Origin of the sequence: Sphingopyxis sp. OPL5 (assembly GCF_003797775.2) — a bacterium.
GTDB lineage: Bacteria > Pseudomonadota > Alphaproteobacteria > Sphingomonadales > Sphingomonadaceae > Sphingopyxis.
The window spans coordinates 859,447-884,868 of record NZ_CP060725.1 but is presented as its reverse complement, the minus strand read 5'-3'; the positions used below and the strand labels follow the sequence as shown (position 1 = coordinate 884,868).

At 66.6% G+C, this 25,422-nt stretch carries 20 protein-coding genes; 15 read left to right on the top strand and 5 right to left on the bottom strand.

The features are described from left to right. The first annotated feature begins 5 nt into the window (after positions 1-5). From EEB18_RS04290 to EEB18_RS04240, 11 genes are all read left to right on the top strand, one after another. A complete protein-coding gene (locus EEB18_RS04290; RefSeq protein ID WP_187139335.1) occupies positions 6-836 on the top strand; it encodes an inositol monophosphatase family protein in 831 nt (276 codons plus the stop codon). Continuing rightward, positions 833-2,689 (top strand): SLBB domain-containing protein, encoded by a 1,857-nt coding sequence (locus tag EEB18_RS04285; protein ID WP_187139336.1) that lies wholly within the window; start codon positions 833-835, stop codon positions 2,687-2,689. Before EEB18_RS04290 ends, EEB18_RS04285 begins: the two co-directional genes overlap by 4 nt. Next, positions 2,686-3,792: a capsule biosynthesis protein gene (locus EEB18_RS04280; protein WP_187139337.1), complete on the top strand. Its 1,107-nt coding sequence runs from the start codon at positions 2,686-2,688 to the stop codon at positions 3,790-3,792. The genes EEB18_RS04285 and EEB18_RS04280 overlap by 4 nt, the downstream gene beginning before the upstream one ends. Next, positions 3,789-4,769, top strand: coding sequence for a glycosyltransferase family 2 protein (locus EEB18_RS04275; protein ID WP_187139338.1), 981 nt, complete (start codon positions 3,789-3,791; stop codon positions 4,767-4,769). The genes EEB18_RS04280 and EEB18_RS04275 overlap by 4 nt, the downstream gene beginning before the upstream one ends. Then, positions 4,766-6,070, top strand: a complete 1,305-nt coding sequence (locus EEB18_RS04270) for a glycosyltransferase 87 family protein (RefSeq protein WP_187139339.1) — start codon at positions 4,766-4,768, stop codon at positions 6,068-6,070. The genes EEB18_RS04275 and EEB18_RS04270 overlap by 4 nt, the downstream gene beginning before the upstream one ends. Further along, positions 6,067-7,080, top strand: a complete 1,014-nt coding sequence (locus EEB18_RS04265) for an NAD-dependent epimerase/dehydratase family protein (RefSeq protein ID WP_187139340.1) — start codon at positions 6,067-6,069, stop codon at positions 7,078-7,080. The genes EEB18_RS04270 and EEB18_RS04265 overlap by 4 nt, the downstream gene beginning before the upstream one ends. Then, entirely contained in the window at positions 7,077-8,900 is a 1,824-nt protein-coding gene (locus tag EEB18_RS04260) for a thiamine pyrophosphate-binding protein (protein ID WP_262408117.1), read from the top strand. The genes EEB18_RS04265 and EEB18_RS04260 overlap by 4 nt, the downstream gene beginning before the upstream one ends. Next, positions 8,897-9,319 (top strand): GtrA family protein, encoded by a 423-nt coding sequence (locus EEB18_RS04255; RefSeq protein ID WP_187139342.1) that lies wholly within the window; start codon positions 8,897-8,899, stop codon positions 9,317-9,319. Before EEB18_RS04260 ends, EEB18_RS04255 begins: the two co-directional genes overlap by 4 nt. Next, on the top strand, positions 9,316-10,941 hold the full coding sequence (locus EEB18_RS04250; RefSeq protein WP_187139343.1) for an ArnT family glycosyltransferase: 1,626 nt from the start codon (positions 9,316-9,318) through the stop codon (positions 10,939-10,941). Before EEB18_RS04255 ends, EEB18_RS04250 begins: the two co-directional genes overlap by 4 nt. Positions 10,942-11,025: 84 nt before the next feature. Beyond that, entirely contained in the window at positions 11,026-13,308 is a 2,283-nt protein-coding gene (locus EEB18_RS04245) for an FdhF/YdeP family oxidoreductase (RefSeq protein WP_187139344.1), read from the top strand. Continuing rightward, on the top strand, positions 13,305-13,955 hold the full coding sequence (locus tag EEB18_RS04240) for a DUF1345 domain-containing protein (RefSeq protein WP_187139345.1): 651 nt from the start codon (positions 13,305-13,307) through the stop codon (positions 13,953-13,955). The genes EEB18_RS04245 and EEB18_RS04240 overlap by 4 nt, the downstream gene beginning before the upstream one ends. Here EEB18_RS04240 and EEB18_RS04235 read toward each other — a convergent pair. The 5 genes from EEB18_RS04235 to manD are packed head-to-tail and all read right to left on the bottom strand — an operon-like array spanning position 13,950 to position 18,202. Continuing rightward, positions 13,950-14,474 carry a molybdenum cofactor guanylyltransferase gene (locus EEB18_RS04235; protein ID WP_187139346.1) on the bottom strand — a complete coding sequence of 175 codons (525 nt, stop codon included), beginning with the start codon at positions 14,472-14,474 and terminating at the stop codon, positions 13,950-13,952. The two genes, EEB18_RS04240 and EEB18_RS04235, sit on opposite strands and share 6 nt — an antisense overlap. After that, positions 14,471-15,277 carry a formate dehydrogenase accessory sulfurtransferase FdhD gene (fdhD, locus tag EEB18_RS04230; protein WP_262408116.1) on the bottom strand — a complete coding sequence of 269 codons (807 nt, stop codon included), beginning with the start codon at positions 15,275-15,277 and terminating at the stop codon, positions 14,471-14,473. Before fdhD ends, EEB18_RS04235 begins: the two co-directional genes overlap by 4 nt. 45 nt (positions 15,278-15,322) lie before the next feature. Further along, entirely contained in the window at positions 15,323-16,051 is a 729-nt protein-coding gene (locus EEB18_RS04225) for a FadR/GntR family transcriptional regulator (protein WP_187139347.1), read from the bottom strand. A 34-nt stretch (positions 16,052-16,085) separates the two neighbouring features. After that, the gene (locus EEB18_RS04220) at positions 16,086-16,991 is read right to left on the bottom strand and encodes a DUF4861 family protein (protein ID WP_187139348.1); all 906 of its coding nucleotides are present in this window, start codon (positions 16,989-16,991) and stop codon (positions 16,086-16,088) included. Then, positions 16,991-18,202 carry a D-mannonate dehydratase ManD gene (manD, locus tag EEB18_RS04215; protein ID WP_187139349.1) on the bottom strand — a complete coding sequence of 404 codons (1,212 nt, stop codon included), beginning with the start codon at positions 18,200-18,202 and terminating at the stop codon, positions 16,991-16,993. Before manD ends, EEB18_RS04220 begins: the two co-directional genes overlap by 1 nt. A 252-nt stretch (positions 18,203-18,454) precedes the next feature. On the opposite strand from manD, the gene EEB18_RS04210 reads away from it, so the two are divergent. The 4 genes from EEB18_RS04210 to EEB18_RS04195 all read left to right on the top strand — a co-directional run bounded on the left by EEB18_RS04210 (position 18,455) and on the right by EEB18_RS04195 (position 25,418). After that, positions 18,455-19,537, top strand: coding sequence for a glycoside hydrolase family 105 protein (locus EEB18_RS04210; protein WP_262408220.1), 1,083 nt, complete (start codon positions 18,455-18,457; stop codon positions 19,535-19,537). A 199-nt stretch (positions 19,538-19,736) separates the two neighbouring features. Continuing rightward, a complete protein-coding gene (locus EEB18_RS04205) occupies positions 19,737-20,939 on the top strand; it encodes an alginate lyase family protein (RefSeq protein ID WP_187139350.1) in 1,203 nt (400 codons plus the stop codon). Between the two features lie 171 nt (positions 20,940-21,110). Then, entirely contained in the window at positions 21,111-23,717 is a 2,607-nt protein-coding gene (locus EEB18_RS04200) for a TonB-dependent receptor (RefSeq protein ID WP_187139351.1), read from the top strand. Between the two features lie 18 nt (positions 23,718-23,735). After that, positions 23,736-25,418, top strand: coding sequence for a hypothetical protein (locus tag EEB18_RS04195; RefSeq protein WP_187139352.1), 1,683 nt, complete (start codon positions 23,736-23,738; stop codon positions 25,416-25,418). The last annotated feature ends 4 nt before the right edge of the window (positions 25,419-25,422 follow it).

Sequence of the window (25,422 nt, the reverse complement as noted above, 5' to 3'; positions counted from 1 at the left end):
GCCCGATGCCGCTGCGCGACCAAGTCTCGACCCTGATGCGCGATGTCGCGGCGGACGTGGTGATGCCACGCTTCCGCCTGCTCGCGCCCGAGGAGATCGACGAGAAAAGCCCCGGCGAGATCGTCACGATCGTCGATCGCGAAAGCGAACGGCGACTCCACGACGGTCTCGCGGCGCTCGGGCTTGGCGCGCGGATCGTCGGCGAGGAGGCGGCCGAGGCGGACCGGGACTTGCTGGAAGGCGTCGATCGGGGGCTGGTCTGGCTGATCGACCCGCTCGACGGCACCGCCAATTTTGCCGAGGGGCGGGCGCCTTTCGGCATGATGGTGGCGCTGGTCGAGGATGGCGCGCCGCTGGCGGCGTGGATCCTCGACCCGCTCGCCGGGCGGCTGTGCCATGCCGAGCGCGGCAAAGGCGCGACCTGCGACGGCCAGCCGGTGCGGGCGCGGTCGGCGATGCGCAGGGTGCCGCGCGCGGCGCTCGGAACGCATTTCCTGCCGCCCGACCGCCGCGAGCGGGTGCATGCCGCCGCCGCGAACGGCCTCGACGTCCAGCCGGTGCCGCGCTGCGCCGCCGAAAGCTATCCGCGGCTGGTGCTGGGGCAGGACGATGTCGCGCTGTTCCAGCGCATCCTGCCGTGGGACCACGCCGCTGGCGCTCTGTTCCTGACCGAGGCGGGCGGCAACGCGACGCATTGGGACGGGCGGCCGTATCGGGTCGGCGGAACGGGGCAGGGGATGTTGGCCGCGGCGACGCCCGACCTGTGGCAGGCCGCCGCCGACATGTTGCTCGGCGCCGAAGCCGGGCTGGTGGACATGGAAGACATATCGCGATGAGCCATGGGTGGAAGCGGCTGGCGACGGTGTCGCTGGCACTGTCGTTGGTCGGACTGGCGCCCGCGTCGGCGCAGCTCGCGTCGCCGGTCGGCGCGCCAGGCGACAATGCCGCGAGCCGCGGCGCCGCCGAACAGGTCGCGGTGCCGGTGGTCGAGCTGCCGCCGATCGTACCCGCGGTGATCGAGGCTCCTGCTCCTGCGCCCGAAGCGCCCGACGAGGGCGGCCGCCGCCCGGTCGCCAAGGCGCCGCCGGTCGCGAGCGAGTTCGAAACCTGGGTGTCCTCGGTCGCCGGCAAGCCGCTGCGCCGTTTCGGGTCGGACCTGCTGATCCCCGGCGCGCGCGATTTCACCGCGCCGTCGACCACCGCGATCCCGCCCGACTACCGGCTCAACCCCGGCGACGAATTGCTGATCGGCCTCACCGGATCGGTGCAGGCATCGGGCCTGCGCCTCGTCATCGACAGCGAAGGCCGCATCTTTGTGCCGCGCGTCGGCGCAATCCGCGTCGGCGGGGTGCGTTATGGCGACGTCCATGGCGTGATCGAGCGCGAGGTGTCGCGCCAGTATCGCGGTTTCCACCTCGAGGTCGGGGTCGCGAAGCTCAAGGGCATCACCGTCTATGTCACCGGCTTTGCCGCGCGCCCGGGTTCCTATTCGGCGAGCAGCCTGTCGACGCTGGTCAACGTCGTGCTCGCCGCGGGCGGACCCGCGACGGGGGGCAGTTTCCGGTCGATCCAGCTGCGCCGCGGCGGCCAGCTGATCTCCGACTTCGATCTCTACGACCTGCTGCTCAAGGGCGACACGCGCGGCGATGCCGTGCTGCAGAATGGCGACGTCCTTTATGTGGCGCCGGCGGGCGCCGAAGTCGCGGTGATCGGCAGCATCAACCGCGAGGCAATTTTCGAACTCGCGCCCGGTGAGACGCTGACCGGTGCGATCGTCTATGCCGGCGGCGTCAACACCGTCGCCGACGACAGGCGGCTGATGGTGCTCAACGCGCTGAGCCCCGATGCGAGCGGCTGGCGCGAGCTGTCGGCGGCCGACGCCGCGAGCAGCAAAGCGCGGCGCGGCGATGTCATCCGCATCCTGTCGAACATCGGCATCGCGCGGCCGCTGCGCCAGCAGCCGGTGCTCGTGACGCTGAGCGGTGAGGTGGCGCGGCCGGGTCATTATTATGTCCAGCCCGGCACCCGCATGGCCGATGTCGTCGCGCAGGCGGGCGGGCTGACCGGCGAGGCCTTCCCCTATGCCAGCGTCATCACGCGCGAGAGCGTTAAGCATCAGCAACGGCTGAGTTACGACCGCGCGATCAGCGACGTCGAATTGCTGCTCGCGGCGCAGCCGGTGACCTCGGTCAACCGCGCCCAGCTCGCGCAGCCCGGCAATATCGCGCTGATCAACAGCATCGTCGACCAGCTTCGGCGCCGCGAGCCCGACGGGCGGCTGGTGTTCGACTTGGCCGTAGACGCTGCGGCGCTGCCCGGCGACCTGATCCTCGAGAATAACGACGTCGTCCATGTCCCCGCACGGCCGGTGACGGTCGGGGTGTTCGGCGCGGTGCCGAGCCCCGCGTCCTTCGTCTACCGTCCGGGCGCGAGCGTCGAGGATTTCGTCAAGTCCGCCGGGGGCGTGCAGAATATCGGCGACAAGGACGAGATTTTCGTCGTGCGCGCCAATGGCACGGTGCTGGCGGGCGGCAAGCGCGCGCTGCGCGCCGCGGCCTTGCCCGGCGACCTTGTCTATGTCCCGATCGACGCCAATCGCGGCGAGTTCTGGGCGCGGCTGCGCGACATCACCGGGACATTGTTCAGCGGGCTCGTCGGCGCGGCCTCGGTCGCGGCGATCACGAAATGAGCCGGTTGATCGCTTTCGCCGCCGACCCGCGGTGGCGCCGTCGCGGTTATGCGCTCGCCGCGCTGATCCTCGCGCTGCTGACGGTCTTTCCGCAACCCTATGTCGCACGCGCCAAGCTGCTGCCGCAGGACAGCAGTAGCATCGGGCTCGGCTCGACGCTCAACGCGCTCGGCGGCCAGTTGCAGGGGTTCGCCGCGCTGTTCGGCGGCGCGAAGCAGCAGACCGACATGTATCTGGCGGTCAGCCGCAGCAGCGAAGTCGGCGATGCGGTGATCAAGCGGCTCAAGCTCGTCGGGCCGGACGGCTATGCCAGCGCGACCAGCGCGCATGTCGCGCTGGCGCAGAAGGTCGACATCCACACGCTGACCGGCGGCATCGTCGAGGTCGAGGTGCGCACGCGCGACGCCGAAGAGGCCGAGAATCTGACCCGCGCCTATGTCGCGGCGATCGGCGACCGCATCGTCGCGCTTGGCAAGGACCGCGTCGAGCGCAAGCGTGCGATCGTCATGCAGCGCTTCAAGGAAGCCGGCGACCGTGTCGTCGAAACCGAAACCGCGCTCAATGATTTCCGCCGCCGCAACCGGCTCGCCGAACCACAGGCCGAACTCGGCGCGGCGCTGTCGCTGCGCGCGGGGCTCGAGGCGCGGCTGCAGGCGAAACAGGTCCAGCTGCAGACGCTGGAAAAGGTGCAGGGCCCCGAAAACCCCGAACTGCTGGCGGTCCAGACCGAAGTCGCGTCGCTGCGCGCCCAGATCGCGCGCTCGGCGCAGCCCGCAGCCGGTGCCGCCGGCCCGAACGTCGCGGGCCTCAGCGAAGTATCGGGCGAATATCTGAACCTCTATCGCGACTATCGCTTCGCGCAGGCGCTGTACGAGGTTTATGCGCGCTCGTCCGAAGAGGTCGCGGTCGAAACGCTTGCGGGTGAGACCGCGGCGAGCGTGCAGGTGCTGGAGGCGCCGCGGCTCGATCCAGACCGCAAATATAATGTCGCGGCGGTCGCGCTGCTGGCGCTCGTCATTCTCGCGGCGCTGTTCACCGAAATCTATGCGCCCGTGACGGGGATCCGCCTGTTTGCGGCGCGCAAGGCGGACGGCGCGGCATGACTGCGGACGCCGCGCCCGAACTGTCGGTCGTCATTCCCTGCTATAACGAGGCGGCGAATGTCGCGGCGATCTGCGCCGCGGTGACCGCCGAGGCCGAGGCGCATGCGGCGAGTCACGAGATCATCCTGATCGACAATGGCTCGACCGATGGCACCCGGGCGATCATGCGTGCGATCTGCGCCGTCGATCCGCGCGTGCGGGTGATCTTCAACAACCGCGATTACGGCCAGATGCGCTCGCCGACCTATGGCCTGTACCAGGCCGAGGGGCGGGCGGTGATCGGCATGTGCGCCGATTTCCAAGACCCGCCCGAGATGATCGGCGCCTTCGTCGCGCGGTGGCGTGAGGGCGCACAGGTGGTGCTGGGGCAGCGGCGGTCCGAACGCGCGTCGCCGATGCTGCGCGCGGCGCGGCATATGGGCTATGGCTTCCTGCGCCGTTTCGGCGACTATCCGGTGATCCCGGGCGCGACCGGTTTCGGGCTGTTCGACCGCATTGTGATCGACACGCTGGCGGCGTGGAACGAGCCCGAGCCTTTTTTTCGCGGCATGGTGGTCGAAAGCGGTTTTCGCCTGGAACTGGAGCCGTTCGACCGGCCCGGCCGCGCGGCGGGCGAGAGCAAGAATGACTTCGTCGCGCTCGCGTCCTTCGCGCTGTCGGGGCTGGCGGGGTCGGCGAAGTCGCTGTTGCGGTTGCCGTTGTTTCTTTCGGTCTACATCGCCGCATTGGCGCTGTGCCTGCTGGTCGCCGCGCCGGTCGCGCTGGCGCTCGATGGCCCGGTCTGGGCGCTGCTCGGCCTGGCGCTCGGCTTTGCGCTGTTCGCCATCCTGCTGCTCTTCCTCGGGCTGATCGGCGAGCAGGTGCGTATGCTCGCCGAACGCAGCCGCAACGTGCCGCTGGTGATCGAGGAGGAGCGGATCAATTTTCCCGCCGACCGGTCGCGGCCCGCGGCCCGCACCCACATCCGCCGGCCATGACCGCGCCGCGCGTCCGCCTGCTGCCGCTGGTCCCGGAAGCCTTGCTCGCGCTCGCCGTGGTGGCGAGCAGCGCGTGGACGCTGCGTTTCTTCCTCGAGTTCGGCTATTTGCCTCAGCCCTTCGTGTTCGACACCAACGACACGTTCATGGACTGGTTCAACACCGCCTATTGGGCGAACAATCCCGGTATCTACAATGTGTGGCGGAGCATCTATCCGCCGCTGTCGTTCGTCTTTCTCGACGCGACGAGCCTGCCGGGCTGTTACCTGCACAACAGCTTTACCGCGCGCGATTGCGACTGGCTGGGGCGCGGGACGATCTACATCTTCTATGTCATCGACGTGGTGCTGGCGTGGGTCTGTTTCCGCCGCCTCGACCGCCGCACCGCGCCGACGCGGACGATCGCGATCGCGCTTGGTTTGCCGATGCTGTTCACGATCGAGCGCGGCAATCTGATCCTCGTCGCCTTCGCCTTCTTCATGATCGCGCACGGGCCGGTGACGTCGTCGAAGCCGTGGCGCTGGTTCGCCGCCGCGGTGACGATCAATTTCAAGCCCTATCTGGTGCTGCCGATGCTGGCGCATGCGGTGAAGCGCGACTGGCGGACGCTCGAAGTCGCGGGGATCGCGACGATCGCGCTCTATCTCGTCACCCTCGCGCTCGTCGGATCGGGGACGCCGATGGAGCTGGCGGCGAACACCGCCAACTGGGTCGTCTTCCAGGGCGGTCAGGTGTGGAACGAGGTCAATTATTCGACGAGCTACGCGCCGCTGTTGATGTTCCGCACCCTCGACATCCCGCTGCTGCAATTCGTGCCGTCGCGGCTGATCGAGACGATCGAATTTCTGGTGCCGATCGTCATCCGGTCGAGCCAGCTGGTCGCGCTCGCCGCGCTCGCCGCGGCGTGGCTCCAGCCCAGGGCGCTGCCGACGCACCGCATCGCGGCGATCCTGCTCGGCGCCTATCTGGTGACCCAGTCACCGGGCGGCTACACGCAATTGTTCCTGCTGTTTCTCGTCTTGATGGAGACATGGAAGGGCGCGGGGCCGATCGCCGCGATCGTCTGCGCTTACCTGCTCTGCCTCGTCGGCGACTGGCCGCTGGCGACGGTGCTCGACGTGACCAGTGCGAGCTGGCTGGGCGAGCGCACGGTGACCGCGAGCTTCGGATTGACCGCGGGCCATTTCATCCGGCCGGGGCTGATCGTCATCATGCTGTGGGCGTTGTCGCTCGACAGCATCGTGCGCGTCGTGCGCGCGCATCGCAGCCAACGCCCTTCGCTGGGGCTGGTGGTCGCATGATCTTGACCGAAGACCTGACCGCGATCGACCGCCAGCTGGCGCCTTACTGGGCGGGGCTGGACGGCGCGCGCATCTTCATGACCGGCGGCACCGGCTTCATCGGGCGCTGGATGCTCGAAGCGCTGGCATTTTCGGATTGCGATGCCGAAGTGGTGATCCTCAGCCGCGATCCCGATGCCTTCGCGGCGCGCGCGCCGCATCTGGCCAGCCGATTCGAGTTCGTTGCCGGCGACGTCATGGATTTCGCCGCGCCGCCGGGCCGCTTCACCCATGTCATCCACGCCGCGACCGATGCTAGCGCGGCGCTCAACGCGAATGACCCGCGCCGCATGTTCGACACCATCGTCACCGGTACCCGCAACGCGCTCGATCTCGCGATCGAGCGGCAAGCGGGGCGGGTCCTCTTCCTGAGTTCGGGGGCGGTCTATGGCGCCCAGCCGTGGGACGTCGGCCATGTCGCCGAGGATTGGCATGGCGGCCCCGACCCGCGCGATCCCAAATCATCCTATGGTGAGGGCAAGCGTGCCGCCGAACTGCTCTGCGCCATTTACGGCCAGCAGTTCGGGCTCGACGTCGTGACGTCGCGTATCTTCGCGTTGCTCGGCCCCTTGCTGTCGCTCGATATCCATTTCGCGGCGGGCAATTTCATCCGCGACGCGATGGCGGGGCGGGCGATCCGGATCGAAAGCGCGGGGACCGCCGTCCGCTCCTATCTCTATGCCGCCGATCTTACCGCCTGGCTGTGGCTGATGCTGCTGCGCGCGCCGCGCGGCGCGACATGGAACATGGGGTCGGAGGAAGCGGTGTCGATCGCCGACCTCGCGCGGCGCACCGCCGCCGTCCTCGGCGGCCCGGGGGTCGAGGTGCTGGGACAAGCCGACGCCGGGTGGAACCCCGGTCGCTATGTCCCCTCGACCGCGGCGATCCGCAGCCGGCTCGGCGTCGCGCCGACCATCACCCTCGACGCGGCAATCCGCCGCACCGCAATTTTCAATGGATGGATAGAATGAGCCAGATCAAGCTCTCCGACTGGGTCGCCCAGACCCTCGCCGACCGCGGCATCACCGACGTCTTCATGCTGACCGGCGGCGGCGCGATGCACCTCAACCATTCGCTCGGCACCCACCCCGCGCTGACGACGACCTTCACCCATCATGAGCAGGCGCTGTCGATGGCCGCCGAGGCCTATTATCGGCTGACCAACCGGCTCGCGGTGGTCAACGTCACCTCGGGTCCCGGCGGCACCAATGCGATCACCGGCGTTTACGGCGCCTTCGTCGATTCGATCGGCATGCTGGTAATTTCGGGGCAGGTGAAGACCGAGACGACGGTGCGCCACACCGGGTTGCCGCTGCGCCAATATGGCGACCAGGAACTCGATATCGAGGAACTGGTCCGGCCGGTCACCAAATATGCAGTGATGGTCACCGACCCGCGCTCGATCCGCTATCACTTGGAAAAATCGCTCTATCTCGCGACCAGCGGCCGGCCGGGGCCGGTGTGGCTCGACATCCCGCTCGACGTGCAGGCGGCGAAGATCGACCCCCACGATCTGCTGCCGGGTTTCGACCCCGCCGAACTCGACGAGCCGTGGAAGCGGGGCGACCTCGACGCGGTCGCGACCGAGATTTTGGAGCGCATCGCCAAGGCCGATCGCCCCGTCGTGTTCGCGGGCAGCGGGGTCCGGCTGAGCGGCGCGCACGCGCAATTCCTGACGCTGATCGAGCGGCTCGGCGTGCCCGTGGTCACCGGCTGGAACGCGCATGACGCGCTGTGGACCGACCACCCGCTCAATTGCGGCAAACCCGGCACGGTCGGCGACCGCGGCGGCAATATGGTGACGCAGAGCGCCGACCTGTTGCTTGTGCTGGGAAGCCGGCTCAACATCCGGCAGGTCAGCTACAATTGGAAAAGCTTTGCGCGCGGGGCGTACAAGATCTGGGTCGATATCGACCCGGTCGAACTCGCCAAGCCGACCGTCGTCCCCGACATGCCGGTGACCGCCGACCTTGCCGAGCTGATCCCCGCGCTGCTCGCGCAGCCCTATGCCGGGCCGACCGAGGGGCAGCGCGAATGGCTCGGCTGGGCGCGGCAGCGGGTCGCGAAATTCCCGACCGTGCTGCCCGAATATCGCGACCATGCGACACTGGTGCATCCCTATGTCGCGATGGACGAACTGTTCGGCCAGCTTGGCGGCGAGGACATCGTCGTCACCGGCAATGGTAGCGCCTGCGTCGTCGGTTTCCAGGCGGCGCATCTGCATTCGGGACAGCGGCTGTGGACCAATTCGGGCTGCGCGACGATGGGCTATGACCTGCCCGCCGCGATCGGCGTCTGCACCGCGACCAAGGGACAGCAGCGGGTGATCGCGATTGCCGGCGACGGCAGTATCATGATGAATTTGCAGGAGATGCAGACGATCGCCGGATACGGTCTGCCGGTGAAGGTGATCCTGATCAACAACAGCGGTTATGTCTCGATCTTCCAGACCCAGCGCAATTTCTTCAACGGGCAGGAAGTCGGCGGCGGGCCGAAGAGCCATGTGACCTTCCCCGATTTCTCGAAGGTCGCGGGCGCTTTCGGTTTCGCTTATGCGCGCGCCGAAAACCATGCCGAGCTGGCCGGCGCCATCGCCGCGACGCTCGCGGCCGACGGTCCCGCCTTTTGCGAGATCATGGTCGACGAGCATGTCGGCTTCGCCCCCAAGCTCGGCGCGAAGCAGCATCCCGACGGGCGCATCACCTCACCCGCGCTCGAGGATTTGTCGCCCTTCCTGCCGCGCGAGGTGCTGGAAGCGAATATGCGCATTGCGTTGATGGACGAGGAATGAGCCGCGTGGTGACCGCGCGTTTCCTCCGCCTCGGGAAGCCTTTGCGCTTCCTGATGGTCGGCGGCGTCAACACGGCGTTCGGTCTCAGCTTCTATCCGCTGCTGCTGTGGTCGGTGCCGCTGTTCGCGGTCCATTATATGGTCGCGCTCGCGATCGCGCAGGCGGTGTGCCTGTGCTTTGCCTTCACGACCTACAAGCTTGCGGTCTTTCGCACGCGGGGTAATGTGCTGCGCGAATTCGGGACCTTCGCGAGCTTTTACCTCGCCAACTATGCCGCCAACTGGCTGGCGCTGCCGCTCCTTGTCGAAGTCGGCGGCGTACCGCCGATGATTGCGCAGACCGGCTTCACGCTCATTGTGATCGTCGGCAGCTGGTTCTGGCACAATCGTGTCACCTTCCGCGACAACGGCGCGCGATGACGATCGCCGCCCGCTGGCGTCCGTCAGTCGAAGCTCTGGCGTTATGGGCGATCCTGCTCGCGGCCCTTTTGCTGCGGCTCGACGGCGTCGACTTCGGGCTGCCGGCGCTCAACGACCCCGACGAGCCGTTGTTTATGATGACCGCGCTCGAAATGCTGCAGAAGCACAGCCTCGACCCCGGCTGGTTCGGCCATCCGGGGACGATCACCCTCTATTCGCTCGCGCTGGTCATCGCCGCGGTCGGCGGCATCGGCATCGCGACGGGGCGCTTCGCCGACGCCGATGCGTTGGCGGCTGCGGTTTATGCCGATCCCGGTATCGTGTTCCTGCCCGCCCGTGTGATGATCGTGCTGTGCGGCGTGCTGTGCGTCTGGCTGACCTTCCGGCTCGGCAAGAGGCTCGGCGGCGCGCGGATCGGGTTGGTCGCGGCGGCGATCCTCGCGGTCAATGCGGTGCATATCGAATATTCGCAGATCATCCGCACCGATATCCAGGCGAGCGTCTTCATGCTCCTCGGCGCGCTGGCGGCGGTCGGCATCGCCGAGCAAGGGCGACGGCGCGACTATCTGTTCGCCGGCATCTGCGCCGGTCTGGCGTGCGCGACGAAATGGCCAGCGGCGGCGATCATCATGACCGCGCTGGGCAGCTGGGCTTATCGACTGCCCGGTGAGCGCCATTGGAGCCAGCTGGCGATGGTGGTCGCTGCGGCGGTCATCACCTTATTCGCGGTGTCGCCCTATCTGTTGATCGACCATGCGACGGTGATCGCCAACCTGTCGGGCGAAGCGCGGCCGCTACACCCCGGCGCGACGGGCGGCGGCTTTTTCGCCAATCTCGGTTGGTATGTCGGGGGACCGTTGCTGTCGTCGCTGGGCGTCGGCGGATTGCTGCTCGCCGCCGTCGGCCTCGTCTGGGGCGGCGGCAAGGCGCGTGTCTGGCTCTATGTCATCCTGCCTTTCTGCCTGCTGTTCCTCGCGATGATCTGTTTTCAGTCGTTGCGTTGGGAGCGCTGGGTCGTGCCGCTGCTGCCGTTCGCCGCGCTCGCCGCGGCGCGCGCCTTGTGTGCGCTCGCCGACTTGTTGCCGCGCCATCGGTTGCCCATGGCGGCGTTGCCCGTGGCGCTGCTCATCCTGCTGACGCCCATGGCCTGGGAGGCGCGGATCGAGGCGGCCGAGCGGCGGCACGACACGCGCCAGATCGCGTCGGCGTGGCTGCGCGATCACGCGCCGTCGGGGAGCAGCGTGCTGATCGAACATGCCGCGTTCGACCTGCTCGCCGCGCCGTTCGAACTGCGCACCGCGATGGGGTCGGCGGGATGTGTCGACGTCCGCGATCTGCTGTCGGGACAGATCCGTTATTCGAAGGTCGACCGCTTGCGCGGCGGCGGGGCGATCGTCGATGTCGGCCATGTCGACAGGGCGAAGCTGGAATCATGCCGTACCGATTTCGCGGTCGTCACCAACCATCTTCGCTATCGTGCCGATCCGGCCGGCTATCGCGAAGAACTGGCGCGGTACGACCGGCTCCTCGCGGTCGGCACGACCCGCCTGATCGTCAAGCCCCGGCGCGGCGAGCGGTCGGGTCCGGAAGTGCATATCGTCCAACTGGTTCCCGCGCGCTGACCGATCGCCGATGTTTTCGCGATAGATACAGGCCGCCCGAAATGCTCTAGTGTCGCGAGGAGCATTGGTTCGGGACGCGATATCATGGCCGGCGAGAAGCCTAGATACAAAAGCTACAACAGCCCCGCCGGCGGCTGGGGCGCGGCGGCGGCGACCGCGAAGGTGCTGCTAGAACAGAGCGTGGTGGGCAAGGGCTCGCGCGCCCTGCTGTCGATGAACCAGCCCGGCGGTTTCAAATGCCCGAGTTGCGCCTTTCCCGACGCAAGTTGCACCAAGACGCTCGAATTTTGCGAAAATGGCGCGAAGGCGCTGGCGCATGAGGCGACGAAGTTTCGCGTCACGCGCGAGTTCTTTGCGCAGCACAGCGTCACCGCGCTGATGAAACAGTCGGACTATTGGCTGGAAATGCAGGGCCGGCTGACCGAACCGATGCGCTATGACGCGGCGACCGACCATTATGTACCGGTGAGCTGGGACGATGCCTTCGCGTTGATCGGCACGCATTTGCGCGCGCTGGGCGACCCCAACCAGGCGGAATTCTATACCTCGGGACGCACCGCGAACGAGACCGCCTTCCTCTATTCGATCTTCGTGCGCGAGTTCGGCACCAACAATTTCCCCGACTGTTCGAACATGTGCCACGAGCCGACGAGCCGCGGGCTGCCGCATTCGATCGGGGTGGGGAAGGGCACGGTGATCCTCGACGATTTCGAGCATGCGGAAGCGATTTTCCTGATCGGACACAATGCCGGAACCAACGCGCCGCGGATGATGACCCCGCTGGTCGAGGCGCGCAAGCGCGGGGTGCCGATCGTCGCGGTCAACCCGATGCCCGAACGCGCGCTGATCCGCTTCACCGAGCCGCAGGATGTCGTCCAGATGGCGACCTTCGGTTCGACCGAGATCAGCAGCGAATTCGTCCATATCGCGATCGGCGGCGACCTCGCGCTGCTCAAGGGCATGATGAAGGTGCTCTTCGAGCGCGAGGCGGCGGGCGAGGCCGTGCTCGATCATGCGTTCATCGCCGAACATACCGCAGGGTATGAGGCGCTGCATGACGACATCATGGCGCAGGACTGGACCGAGATCGTCGCGGTGTCGGGGGTCGATGAGGCGCAGATCCGGCGCTGCGCCGAAATCTATATCCGCTCGTCGGCAACGATCATCTGTTACGGCATGGGTATCACCCAGCATCAGGAGGGTTCGCGGCTGGTGCAACAGATCGCCAACCTGCTGATGCTCCGGGGCAATTACGGCAAGCCGGGCGCGGGCATCTCGCCGATCCGCGGCCATTCGAACGTCCAGGGTGATCGCACCGTCGGTATCGACGAGAAACCGAGCCAGGCGTATCTCGACAAGGTGCGCGATGTGTTCGGGTTCGAACCGCCGCGCGCCGAGGGGCATCATAGTGTCGAATCGGTCGCGGCGATGCAGGCCGGAACCGCCAAGGTCTTCATCGGCATGGGCGGCAATTTTGTCCGCGCGGTCCCCGACACCGACCATGCCTATGCGGCGATGCGCAAGTTGAAGCTGACCGTCGGGATCGCGACCAAGCTCAACCGCGGGCATCTGGTGCATGGTCAGGATGCGCTGATCCTGCCGGTGGTCGCGCGCTCCGAACGCATCGAAACCGCGAAGGGCGAGCAGTTCGTGACGATTGAGGATTCGATGTCGAACGTCACCGCGTCGCGCGGGGTGCTCAAACCCGCGAGCGAGCATTTGCTGACCGAGACCGAGATCGTCTGCCGCATGGCGATGGCGACCTTGCCCGATAGCAAGGTCGATTGGGCACGCTATATCGACGATTATGACGCGATCCGCGACAAGATCGCCGCGGTCTATCCCGCCATCTACGACGGCTTTTCGGAGCGGATCAAAAACCCCGCCGGCTTCCACCTCGACATTCCACCGCGGCGCCGGGTGTGGGCGACGCCGAACGGCAAGGCGAATTTCCTGATCCTGCCGGGGCTGCACGCCAACGCCCCTGTCGCCGATCCGGCTATGCTGCGGCTCGCGACGGTGCGGTCACACGACCAGTTCAACACCACGGTGTACAGCTATAACGACCGCTATCGCGGCGTGTATGGCGACCGGATGGTACTTTTCGTCAACGCCGAGGATCGCGCCGATCGCGGGTTCGAACAGGGCGCGCGGGTGGCGCTGGAGACGATCAGCGACGATGGCGTCGCGCGGCGCGTCGAGGGGCTGACCCTGCTCGACTATCCGATGTCGCGCGGCGCGGTCGCGGGCTATTATCCCGAACTCAACCCGCTGTTGCCGCTTGCCTTCTATGACAAGATCAGCGGCTGCCCGGCGGCGAAATCGATCCCGGTGCGGATCGTGGCGGCGGAGGAATCGGCGGCGTGACGGCAAAGAGGGGTTTCGCGCCCGGGCGCCATATCGCGCCGGTCCGTTTCCTGACCTTCGCCGCCGTGCTGGTCGCCATTTCGGGCGGCGCGCTGGCATGGGGCTGCGATACGCGCACGGCGCTGCTGCTCGGTTTCGATGCCGCCGCGGCGGTCTTTCTCGTGTCGATCGTCTCGCTGCTGTCGGGCGATGCCGATGCGATGCGCCAGCGGTCCGAAGACAATGACGCGAACCGCGCGAGCCTGCTCGCCATTTCGGTTTTGCTGTCGCTGGTCGTCCTCTTTGCCGTGGGGGCGCTGATAGCCGATCCCGGCAGCCTTGGGCGCGGCGACGTCATCCTGATTATCGTCACGCTGGTGCTCGCCTGGCTGTTCGCGAACATGGTGTTCACGCTTCACTATGCGCATCTCTTCTACCTTCAGGCGAAGGGAAGCGACCGTGGCGGGCTCGAGGTGCCGGGGACGCACGAGCCGGATTATTGGGATTTCCTCTATTTCGCCTTCACCCTCGGCATGACCTTCCAGACCTCGGACGTCAGCGTCACCGGCGCGCATATGCGCCGCGTTGTGCTCGGCCATTGCATGGCGGCGTTTTTGTTCAACATGGGGATATTGGCTTTCACCGTGAACGCGCTCGGGGGCTTATAGGCTTGTCTCGCGGTCGAGGTCGGCGACACTGTTGATGTTCGGCGGGACAAAATCGCTGGCGACGGCGCGTGCGCCGATGCTGTTGCCGAAGCGGCGGACCGAGCGGTCGTCGCCCTCGATCAGCTGTTTTTCGAACGCGCCGCGTGCCGACACCGGCCAGAGGGAGATCACCGGCTGGCTCGCGAGATAGGCGGGTGCGGGGTCGAGCAACGCGTGCAGGTCGGCGGGCAGGCGGACGCAATCGACCGAGATGCAGAGCAATTGTTCGAAGCCTTCCTTTTCGGCATGGCGCAGCGCTCCCGCGATGCCGCCCATCGGCCCGAGGTCAGGCGCCGGCCAGTCGGCGATCATCGGCTGACCTTCGATCGCGCGACCGACCACCACGACGGCATCGACATGCGGGCGCAGCGCCGCGAGCGCATGGTCGAGCAGACTCTGCCCCGCGAGCAACGCGGCCGCCTTGTCCGACCCGAAGCGCGACGAGCGCCCGCCCGCGAGCACGGCGCCGAGCGTCTTCATGCGATCATCCCGCGGGTGTCGCCGACGATCAGCGCCGAATCCGCGCGCGCCAGCGTGACGAGCGTCAGTCCCGCCGCGACCGCGCGCTCGGCGGCAAGGCTGGTCGCCGCCGAGATCGTGACGAGCATCGGACAGCCCGCACGCACTGTCTTTTCGACCAGCTCATAACTGCAGCGCGCCGACAGCAGGATGAAACCGCTGCCCGGATCGATGCCGTCCCTCGCCAGCGCGCCGATCAATTTGTCGAGCGCATTGTGCCGCCCGACATCCTCGCGGACGCGAAGGATATCGCCGTTGGGGTTGCAAAAGGCGGCGGCATGCGCGGCGCCCGTCGCGCGGCCGAGCGGCTGATGATCGGGCAAGGCCGCCAGCGCCGCCGCGATCGCGGCGCGGTCGGTCACGATCCGCGCCGCGATCGCGGGCAGCGGGCGCAGCACCTGTTCGATATTCTCCATCCCGCACAGCCCGCAGCTGCTTTCGCTTACCCGCTTGCGCGCGCGTTCGAGCGCCTTTTCGGTCCGTTCGGGCGGCAGCCAGATACGCAGCGCAACGCCGCCCTCGACCGGATGCACGTCGATGCTCCGGATTTGCGCGGCGGTTTCGACCAGTCCTTCGCCGAGCGCGAAGCCGACCGCATAATCTTCCAGGTCCGACGGTGTCGCCATCATCACGGCATAGCCGATGCCGCAAACCTCGACCGACACCGGCGCCTCGATCGGCAGGTCGCGCAGCGTCGCGGCGTCGTCGGTTCCGGCGAAATCGAGCCGGCGCATCGCCAGGGAAAGGGTCTGCAGCTGCGTCATGCGTCCGCAATAGGATGTTGCGGTCGGCGTGCAAGCACCGCGCGCTCAGTCCTCGGCCGCCTCCGCGGGCAGGCCGTCCTGCATCGCGCGGTAGCGGGCGATCGATTTGTCCATGTGCCGCCGTGCCGCGCGCCGCGCCGCCGCCGGGTCGCCGGCCAGAATCGCATCGTAGATCGCCTGATGGTCGCGGTTGATCGTGCGCGCATAGTGCTGGTGCCGTTGCCGGTCGCTGCCCTGCAGATAGAGTTTGCGCGAGGGGACCAGGCGCACGCCGAGAAACTGGGTGAAGCGGAGAAAATAATCGTTGCGCGTCGCCGCGGCGATCGCGGCGTGGAAAGCGGCGTCGGCGACGACCGAGGCGTCGACGTCCTCGCTATTCTCCATCGCGTCGAGCGCGTCGCGGATCGCTTCCAGATCGGCATCGGTGCGGCGGCGTGCGGCGAGGTCGGCCATTTCGGCCTCGAACCCCATGCGCATTTCGAGGAGGCGGAGCACATCCTCGATCTCGCTGAACTCGTCGGCGGCGATCTGGAAGGCGCGATAGCGCGCGCCGTCGGCGACATAGGCGCCCGATCCGCGGCGCGACACCAGCAGTCCGCGCGCGGCGAGGCGCGAATAGGCTTCGCGCACCACCGTGCGGCTGACCCCGAACGCCTCGGTGATCGCCTTTTCGGTTGGGAAGCGCGATCCGGCGGGCATGTCGCCCGACTCGATCTGTTCCTCGAAGCGCTGGACCAGATCGTCGGCCAGCGATGCCGCCTTGGTTACCCTCATGGGCGATAGCGTTATCATCGCGTCTTCGGGCTGGCTAGGGGCGGAAATCGGGGCGCTGGGCATCGACATATGCGGTCCAGGCGTCGCGCGTCGCAAAGTCGCCCCCGCCGTCCCACGCCGCGCCGCTGTAATAGGTAAAGGGTCGGCCCGGGGTAACGCGGACGAGGATCAGATAATTGTCGGCATCCTCGGCGAAGCCCGCGAAGGCGGCGGGATCGACGATGACGGCGGCGGCCATGCGGCCCTTGCCACCATCGCCTTCGCCATCGGCGGGTCCCCACCAGTTCATCCGCGCGGCCTTCGCGTCCTTGACGATCTCGCCAAGCTTGCCGCCGTTGATCGGGCGTTTGGAGATGCCGATGCCGACGATCATCTCGGCGTCGCTGCTCGACGCGATGGTCGAGGTCAGGCGGGTGAAGTTGGTCCCGGCGGGCAGGGTGAAGCGCCGCGTTTCGCTGACGGAGCGTCGCGTGTCGACCGGCCATGGGTCATAATCGACTATGAAGTCGGCGACCGTCGGCCCGGCCTTCAAAATACGCGGGCGGACATAGTTGCGCGAGGTCCACAGCTTGTTGTCGTACCAGATGCCGAGCCCGCCGACGCCGCGCCCGGTGCCGACGTTATAAAAATCGAGCCCCTCGCCATGATTGTCGTGCTGCTCGCCAGTGCGCAACTGGCGCTCCATGAAGGGCCAGCGGACATTTTTGCCCCAGGCGTCGATGCCCGAGGTCGATGGTGGTTCGTGGTTTTCGAGCGCGCGGCCATAGATGCGAAACGCGGTGCGGTCGTTTTCCCACAGCAAATCATCGTAGCGATAATCGGCGATGGCGACCGCGGCGCGCGCCTTTTGCTCCTCGGCCGTCGCGGGCCGCATGGGCTGCTTGTCCTGCGCCGCGACGGGTGCGCCAAGCAGCAAAAGACCGAGCAGGGCGCTGCGCATCACCAACTCCACATCGTCCCGTCCTCGAGCCGGTTCACCGGCAGATAGGCGCGGGCATAGGGATGGGTCTCGGCACGGGCCTCGTCGATATCGACCCCCAGCCCCGGCGCCTCGCCCGGATGCATCAGCCCGTCGGTTAGGCTGTAGGCGTGGGGGAAGACGGCGTCGGTCTCATCGGTGTGGCGCATATATTCCTGGATGCCGAAATTCGGGATCGACAGTCCAAAATGCAGCGCCGCCGCCATCGTCACCGGCGACAGGTCGGTGGCGCCGTGGCAACCGGTGCGGACCTGATACAGTTCGGCGAGCGCGGCGATCTGGCGCATATGGGTGATGCCGCCGGCGTGGAGCACGGTGGCGCGGATATAGTCGATCAGCCGGTTCTCGATCAGCGCCTTGCAGTCCCAGATCGAGTTGAAGATTTCGCCCACGGCGAGCGGCGTCGTCGTGTGCTGGCGGATCAGGCGGAACGCCTCCTGATCCTCGGCCGGCGTCGCATCTTCGATCCAGAAGGGGCGGTAGGGCTCAAGGTCCTTGCCGAGCCGCGCCGCCTCGATCGGGGTCAGCCGGTGGTGAATGTCGTGGAGCAGGTGGACGTCCCAGCCCAGCGCCTCGCGCGCCGCAGCGAACAATTCGGGGACGACGCGCAGATACTTCTCGGTCGACCAGATATTGCCGCTCGGCAGGTCGGCGTCGGCGGGTTCGTAGAAATAGCGGTCCTTGCTGACGCCATAGGTCGACGCCATGCCCGGCACCCCGCATTGCAGGCGGATCGCCCTGTACCCCTGGCGCTGGTAGTCGAGCGCCGCCTCGATCGTGTCGGCGATCGTCGTGCCATTGGCATGGCCATAGACCATACAGCCGCTGCGCGCCGCGCCGCCAAGCAATTGGTAGACGGGCAGTCCCGCGACCTTGCCCTTGATGTCCCACAGCGCCATGTCGACCGCGGCGATCGCGGTCATCGTCACCGGTCCGCGCCGCCAATAGGCGCCCTTGTAGAGGTAATTCCAGATATCGCCGATCTGCTGCGCGTCGCGCCCGATCAGGCAGGGGACGACATGGTCGGCCAGATAGCTCGCCACCGCCAGCTCGCGCCCGTTGAGCGTCGCGTCGCCGACGCCGGTGGTGCCGTCGTCGCATGTGATTTTCAACGTGACGAAATTGCGGCCCGGAGAGGTGACGATCACCCGGGCAGACACGATCTTCGGCATTCCATCCCCTTTGGCGCGATTCCGCGCTTGGCTCAGTTGTCAGACAACCTTATTGACATGTTTCCCGGAAAAGGAAAGATATTGTCACCGGTGTCAAGGGCAAAAGCCCACAATGTTTCGAGGGAGGTGGATGTGGTTCGAAGCATAGCACTTGTCGGCGCGACCATGGTCGCGCTTGGACTCCTTGCATGGCCGGGGTCCGGCGCTGTGCAATCGGCCGGTGCCGCACTAGGGATCGAGGCCGTGCCCCAGATGCCACGGGCATCGGCGATCCTTGCCGACACCCGCCGCGTCGCCGACTGGCAACTCGCCAACCGCACCAACTGGGCGAAGATCCCCGCCGGGCGCAAAAGCGTGCGCGAGCCGCGCGGCTGGGAACAGGCGACCTTCTGGGTCGCGCTCACCGAACTCGCGAACCGCGACCGGCGCTACGCGCAGCCGCTGCTCGACCTTGGCCGCGAACAGGCGTGGCAGCTCGGCGACCGGCCCTTTCACGCCGACGACCAGTTGATCGGGCAGGCGTGGTTGTGGGCGGCACGTCATGGCGCAGGCAAAGAGGCGATCGCCCCGGCGCGCGCCTATTTCGACCATGTCCTCGCCAACCCGCCGACGATCGGGCTGGAATTCATCCCGCACGCGCCGGGCAAGGGCACGTCGGACTGTACCGACCGCTGGTGCTGGTGCGACACGATCTTCATGGCGCCGCCGACCCTGCTGCGGATGACCAAGGCGACCGGCGATCCGCGCTACGCCGATTTCGCGCACCGCGAGTTTCGGGCGACCACAGACTATCTCTTCGACCCGGCCGAACAGCTCTATTTTCGCGACAGCCGCTTTTTCGACCAGCGCGACGCGAAGGGGCGCAAGCTGTTCTGGAGCCGCGGCAACGGCTGGGTGATGGCGGGACTGGTCCGGATGCTGCAGGCGATGGACCGCAAGGACCCGAAAAGACCGGCGTATGAAAAACAGTTCAAGGACATGGCGGCAAAGCTGCTGAGCCTGCAAAAGGCCGATGGCTATTGGTCGCCCTCGCTGCTCGACACCAACCCCGGCACGCCGACCGAAACCAGCGGCACGGCCTTTTTCACTTACGCCTTTGCCTGGGGCGTCGACACGGGGTTGCTCGATCGCAAAGCCTATGAACCCGCGGCGATCCGCGGCTGGAACGCGGTCGTTCGCGCGGTGCAACCCGACGGCATGCTCGGCTGGGTGCAGCAGGTCGGCGACCGGCCCGACAGCGTCTCGGCGACCGAAACGCAATTCTATGGCAGCGGGGCCTTCCTGCTGGCGGGCTCGGCGATGTACGACCTGGCGCGCAAACGCGGGCGTTACTGACCCGCGGCGCCCGCGCGGGGCCGGATCACAACATCGATTGACTTAAGTTGTCCTACAACTATGGTGTCAGCCATATGATGGGGCACCATCCTCGATATATGATCTGGCCGGCCCAGCACGACCTCCCGCTGGTTTCGGTCACAGCCGCCGCCGCGATGCCACTCGCGGCGGCGGTATTTTCTCCTCCCCGGATACCGGCATGATCGCGCGCCGTGCGTTGCTATTGGGCCTGATGCTCGCCGGTCCGGCGGCGACGCTGGCGCGGGGCAAGGGCATGCCGCTCGATATCGCAGCGATCGAACGCGCGCGCGTGGTGCCGCAGGCGCTCGCGCTGCTCGATGCGGCGCCGCGGACGATCGCGGCGATCCCCGCGCCGCGCAGCCCGGCCGGGCGGCAGGACTATTATTCGGAGGGCGATTATTGGTGGCCCGACCCGGCGAACCCCGGCGGCCCCTATATCCGTCGCGACGGCCGATCGAACCCCGACAAGTTCGACGGCCACCGCGACGCGCTGATCGCGTTCGGGCGCACCGTGCCGACGCTGGCGGCGGCGTGGCGGCTGACCGGCGACGCGCGCTTCGCGGCGGCGGCGATGCGCCATCTGGCGGCATGGTTCGTCGATCCGGCGACGCGGATGACCCCGAAGCTGGACCACGCGCAGGCGATCATCGGGGTCAACAATGGCCGCGCGATCGGGGTGATCGACACGCTGCAGATCGTCGAGGTCGCGCGCGCCGCGCAATGGTTCGCCCAGGCGGAGGCGCCCGGCTATGCCGCGATCCGCCCGGGCGTCGAAAGCTGGTTCGCGGCCTATCTCGACTGGCTCACCACGTCGCCCTTCGGCATCGAGGAGCGCGACGAGAAGAACAACCACGGGACCTGCTGGCTGTTGCAAGCCGCGTCCTTCGCGGCGCTGCTCGGCCGTAGCGACGTACTCGACGACGCGCGCACGCGGCTCAAGACCGTCATCATCCCGACCCAGATCGAACCCGACGGACGCCAGCCGCTCGAACTCGCGCGGACCAAGCCCTATGCCTATGCGCTGTTCAATCTCGACGTGCTCGCGGCGACCGCCTGGTTGCTGGGAGGCGAGGGCGACCTGATCGGGTGGCGGACCGACGACGGCCGCTCGATCGCGGGCGCGATCGGCTGGATGGCCCCCTATATCGCCGACAAGGCGGCGTGGCCGCTGCCGCCCGATGTCGAATATCGGGACGGCTTTCCGGTGCGTCAGCCGAGCCTGTTGTTCGGCGGCCTCGCGCTGCGTCGCGACGACTGGCTGGCGCTGTGGCGGCGACTCGATCCCGATCCATCGACGGGCGAGGTCGTGCGCAATTTCCCGGTGCGCCAGCCGCTGCTGTGGTTGCCCGACGCCATTATCGGTCGCTTCTCAGGGCGCTAACCGCACCAACGCCGCCCCAAAGGTTGTCATACAAGTTTTTTCTTGACAGGATTGCCTCAAGAATCGATCATGGCTGACACCGGTTACCAAGATCGGCGCACAAGAATTTGAAAATCAAAAAGTCGCCATTCCGCTATCGCGGGATCGAGCGGCCAGGGTGGGAGAGACGAGATGGCGATCCGCAGCACATATTTTCTGGCGAAGCTGGCGGGCGGGGCCTCGCTGGCCGCGCTCGCGATGGCGCCCGCCTTTGCGCAGGACGCCGTCGGCGCGCCGCCCCCGGGGGACGAGATTGTCGTCAGCGGCATCCGCGCCTCGCTCGAACAGGCGGCTGACATCAAGCGCGAGGCCGATCAGGTCGTCGACGTCATCACCGCCGAGGATGTCGGCAAGCTGCCCGACGCGAACGTCGCCGAGGCTTTGCAGCGTGTCACCGGGGTCCAGATCACCCGCGTGTTCGGTGAAGGCCAGTCGGTGTCGGTCCGCGGCCTGCAGCAGGTCCGCGTCGAGGTCGATGGCCGCACTCTGCTCGGCTGGTCGGCGCGCCTCTCGCCCCCGGAGAACGACCAGCTCGGCCGCTCTTCGGGGCTGGACTCGGTCCCTTCCAGCCTGTTCGGTCGTCTCGAAGTGCGCAAGTCGCCGCTCGCGAGCCAGGCCGAGGGCGGGCTTGGCGGCACCGTCAACCTCGTCACCCCGAAGCCGCTTAGCTTCAAGGAGCCGACCGTCTCGCTGCGCGTGCAGGGGGTCTATTCGGAGAATAGCGACAAGTTCGAACCCGCGATCACCGGTTTCGCGACGACGAAGTTCGCCGACGGCCGCATCGGCATCATGCTGGCGGGTGAATATCAGAAGCGCACCTCGACCACCCAGACCTTCGAGCGCAACAATTTCCTCAACCGCAACTATACCGCGAACGGCGTCACCACCGTCCAGCAGACCCCGGTGCTGCTGCAATATGAACAATTCACCGTCGACCGCTCGCGGCTCGGGCTCAACGGCGCGATCCAGTTCGAGGTGACCCCCGAATTCACGATCACTGCTGACGCGCTCTATTCGAAGCTGACCACGGGGCGGAAACAGGACTTCTTCGCCTTCCGCCTGCCGACCGGCACCAACCCGGTGACCAATGCGGTGGTCGAGAATGGCATGGTCGTCGCGGGCAACGCCAATGGCACCGTCACCACCGCCGGTCAGATCCGCAACGAACCGACCGAAAGCTTCCTCTATGGCCTCAACGGCAAATATGAGAATGACGGGCTGACGATCGAGGCCGACGGCTATTACAGCAAGGGCACGATCGACCAGACGATCCAGATCATCACCTTGCAGGGGACCGCCACGGTTCCGGGCGCCTTCGACTTCCGCGACGTGACGATCCCGTCGCTGACGCTCGGCGGCACGTTCAACCCGACCAGCTATGCGTCGTACAACCCCGCGAACAACGGCGTGCGCAGCAACCGCCTGATCGGGCTGCTCGAGGAATGGACGGGCAAGCTCGACGTCAGCTACGAAACCGCCGGCGGCGTCACCATCTCGGCGGGTGCGCGCTATACCGACCTGCACGCACGCTCGAACGCGTTCCGCAGCCAGGTCACCCCGACCCGCGCCGAGCTCGAACCCTATCTGAACCTAGTGGACATGGGCGACTTCCTGTCCGACATCGGCGGGACCTTCCCGCGCAGCTTCCTCAGCACCGCACCGACCTTCGACTATGTCTTCACCCGCGCGCAGGCGGCCGAGCCCAATCCCAACGCCAACGGCCTGTCGACCCTGCTGCCCAATTTGCAGCGCGACTATGATTTCAGCGAACGCACGCTCGCGGCCTATCTGATGGTGTCGGGCGAGGGCGAGATCGTCGGCATACCGTATAAGGCAAACGCCGGGGTGCGCATCGCGAGCACGCGACTGTCAGTCGACAGCTATGTCAATGTCGGCACCGTCAGCACGCTCGTCAACGACAAGAACCGCTACACCAATGTGCTGCCGAGCGCGAATATCGCGTTCAACGTCACCGACGATTTCCTCGTTCGCATGTCGGCGTCGCAGACGATGCAGCGCGCCTCGATCGCCGACCTCGCACCGTCGACCTTCTTCAACGCGACCAATCTGTCGGTGACCGGCGGCAATGTGAATCTCGAACCGCCGATCTCGACCCAGGCCGACATCAGCTTCGAATATTATACGGGCAAGAGTTCGCTGATCTCGGGCGCCTTCTTTTACAAGGATGTGCAGAATTTCATCGCCAGCTTCGTCACCACGGGCATCGATACCAACCTCGATCCGCAGGGGCGCGAACTGACCTTCTCGCGGCCCGAGAATCTGTCGAGCGCGCGGATCAAGGGTTTCGAAATCGGCATCCAGCAGTTCGCCGACTTCCTGCCCGCGCCGTTCGATGGCCTCGGTATCATCGCCAACTACACCTATTCGGACTCGGAGGATGCCGCGGGCTTCCCGCTCGTCGCGGTGTCGAAGAACAGCTACAACCTTGTCGGTCTGTTCGAAAAGGGGCCCTTCTCGGCGCGTGTCGCCTATAATTATCGCGACGAGGCGGTGTTCGAATTTTCCGAAGGGCGGCCGAGCTTCGTGGGCGCGCGGTCGCAGCTCGATGCGCAGGTCGGGTTCGACATCACCAGGAATTTCGCGCTGTCGCTGCAGGCGCAGAACTTGATGCCGCGGAAATCGGCGACGAGCGAGTATAGCAATTTCAACCCGACCGCGCTCAACAGCTATGCGCTGTCAGAGCGGCGCTACTCGGTCGGGTTGCGCGCCAAATTCTGAAGACGAGGACATGACGTGATGAAGCCGCTCAACAGGGACAAGTGCGTCCTCGGCCTTGCCCTGTCGATCGCCGTGGGCGCGGCGCTTCCCGCGCTCGCCCAGTCGTCGTCGCTGCCGAAGATCCTGACCGATCGCGGAACGATGGCGGCGACCCCGCTGCCCGATTATTCCTATGCGGGTTACGGCTTCGGGCTCGCGCCGATCCCGGACGATCCGGGCACCATCGTCGACGTCACCGCTTTTGGCGCGATCCCCGACGACGGGCTCGACGACAGCAAGGCGGTGCTGCGCGCGCTCGATGCCGCCAACGCGGTGCAGGGGCGGGTGACCCTGCGCTTCCCCGAGGGGCGGACGCAGATCACCGAGGTGCTGCGCATCACCCGCAGCGACATCGTCCTCGACGGTGCGGGCGAAGGGGCGGAGGGCAGCGAGCTCTGGTTTCCGCGTCCGCTCAAGATCATCGACAAGAGTCATGATTATGACGAGCTGCGCGAATATCTCGTCCGCGAGAAGAAGCAGCAGGTCGAACCCGAGCATAATATCGATTATCTGTTCACCGAATATAGCTGGGCCGGCGGGATGATCCTCGTCGCGCCCGAAAAGGCCCGGCCGGTCTCCTACGACGGCAACAAGGATGTGCGCGACGACAGGCTGGCGAATGGCGTGGCGGGCAAACAATTCGCGCGCGCGTTGCAGGTCGACGATGCCGCCAAGCTGCGCGTCGGCGACGTCGTCCAGCTGCAGTGGTTTTCGGTCGACGGACCCGACAGCAAGATATTGACGTCGCTCTATGGCGATACCGACCTGCCGATCGGGTCGCACCACTGGTCCTCGCCGAACCGGCCGGTGGTCGCGCAGTCGACCCGCGTTACCGCGATCAGCGGCAAGCGGGTGACGCTGGGCGATCCGTTGCTCCACGACGTGCGACCCGACCAGCCCGCGGTGATCGCCGAGTGGCGGCACCTCACCAACGTCGGCATCCAGAATTTGCGCCTGCAATTCCCCGAGGCGCCGTCGTTCGGTCACCATCTGGAGCAGGGATATAACGGCATCTACATGACCGGGGTGTTCGACGGCTGGATCCGCAACCTCGTCATCGACCGTTCGGACAGCGGCATTTTGACTGACAATGCGGCGAGCCTGACGATCGCCAATGTCACGACCACCGGCGACCGCCGCGCGCATTATTCGGTGCATGTCGGCGCGGTCCACAATGTGCTGGTCAAGGACCTCAAGGTCGAAAATCCGGTGATCCACCCGCTCAGCGTCAACACGCGCTCGACACGGTCGGTGTTCCTGCGCTCGGAGGTGATGCAGGATGCGATCATCGACCAGCATAGCGGGTCAAACCACCAGAATCTGTTCGACCAGATCGTCATGCATATCGACCCGAAACAGGCGAAGGGCGAATGGGCCTATCAGCTGTGGGTCGGCGGCGGCGCGCCTTATTGGAAGCCCGGGCACGGTCTGTACAACACGCTGTGGAACGCGCGGCTGGTGATGCCCGACAGCGTGCCCGCCGACGCGACGGTGACGATCGCCAGCGGTCTCGAAGGACCGGGCGAGCGCATCGTCGGGCTGCACGCGAACCGCACAATCGCGATCAGCTACACCCCCGCGCCCTATATCGAGGCGACCGGGCAGGCGCTGGATGCGGTGCCGTCGCTGTACGATTGGCAACTAGCGCGCCGGCGGCGCTAGGGTC

Bases quoted from the DNA above. Each gene is read 5' to 3' on its own strand.
- EEB18_RS04195 (WP_187139352.1), top strand. From the start codon at position 23,736: ATGAAGCCGCTCAACAGGGACAAGTGCGTCCTCGGCCTTGCCCTGTCG.
- EEB18_RS04290 (WP_187139335.1), top strand. From the start codon at position 6: ATGCCGCTGCGCGACCAAGTCTCGACCCTGATGCGCGATGTCGCGGCG.
- EEB18_RS04265 (WP_187139340.1), top strand. From the start codon at position 6,067: ATGATCTTGACCGAAGACCTGACCGCGATCGACCGCCAGCTGGCGCCT.
- fdhD (WP_262408116.1), bottom strand. From the start codon at position 15,277: ATGACGCAGCTGCAGACCCTTTCCCTGGCGATGCGCCGGCTCGATTTC.
- EEB18_RS04225 (WP_187139347.1), bottom strand. From the start codon at position 16,051: ATGAGGGTAACCAAGGCGGCATCGCTGGCCGACGATCTGGTCCAGCGC.
- EEB18_RS04210 (WP_262408220.1), top strand. From the start codon at position 18,455: ATGCCACGGGCATCGGCGATCCTTGCCGACACCCGCCGCGTCGCCGAC.
- EEB18_RS04285 (WP_187139336.1), top strand. From the start codon at position 833: ATGAGCCATGGGTGGAAGCGGCTGGCGACGGTGTCGCTGGCACTGTCG.
- EEB18_RS04220 (WP_187139348.1), bottom strand. From the start codon at position 16,991: ATGCGCAGCGCCCTGCTCGGTCTTTTGCTGCTTGGCGCACCCGTCGCG.
- EEB18_RS04250 (WP_187139343.1), top strand. From the start codon at position 9,316: ATGACGATCGCCGCCCGCTGGCGTCCGTCAGTCGAAGCTCTGGCGTTA.
- EEB18_RS04275 (WP_187139338.1), top strand. From the start codon at position 3,789: ATGACTGCGGACGCCGCGCCCGAACTGTCGGTCGTCATTCCCTGCTAT.
- EEB18_RS04205 (WP_187139350.1), top strand. From the start codon at position 19,737: ATGATCGCGCGCCGTGCGTTGCTATTGGGCCTGATGCTCGCCGGTCCG.
- EEB18_RS04255 (WP_187139342.1), top strand. From the start codon at position 8,897: ATGAGCCGCGTGGTGACCGCGCGTTTCCTCCGCCTCGGGAAGCCTTTG.
- EEB18_RS04235 (WP_187139346.1), bottom strand. From the start codon at position 14,474: ATGAAGACGCTCGGCGCCGTGCTCGCGGGCGGGCGCTCGTCGCGCTTC.
- EEB18_RS04260 (WP_262408117.1), top strand. From the start codon at position 7,077: ATGAGCCAGATCAAGCTCTCCGACTGGGTCGCCCAGACCCTCGCCGAC.
- EEB18_RS04270 (WP_187139339.1), top strand. From the start codon at position 4,766: ATGACCGCGCCGCGCGTCCGCCTGCTGCCGCTGGTCCCGGAAGCCTTG.
- EEB18_RS04280 (WP_187139337.1), top strand. From the start codon at position 2,686: ATGAGCCGGTTGATCGCTTTCGCCGCCGACCCGCGGTGGCGCCGTCGC.
- EEB18_RS04245 (WP_187139344.1), top strand. From the start codon at position 11,026: ATGGCCGGCGAGAAGCCTAGATACAAAAGCTACAACAGCCCCGCCGGC.
- manD (WP_187139349.1), bottom strand. From the start codon at position 18,202: ATGCCGAAGATCGTGTCTGCCCGGGTGATCGTCACCTCTCCGGGCCGC.
- EEB18_RS04200 (WP_187139351.1), top strand. From the start codon at position 21,111: ATGGCGATCCGCAGCACATATTTTCTGGCGAAGCTGGCGGGCGGGGCC.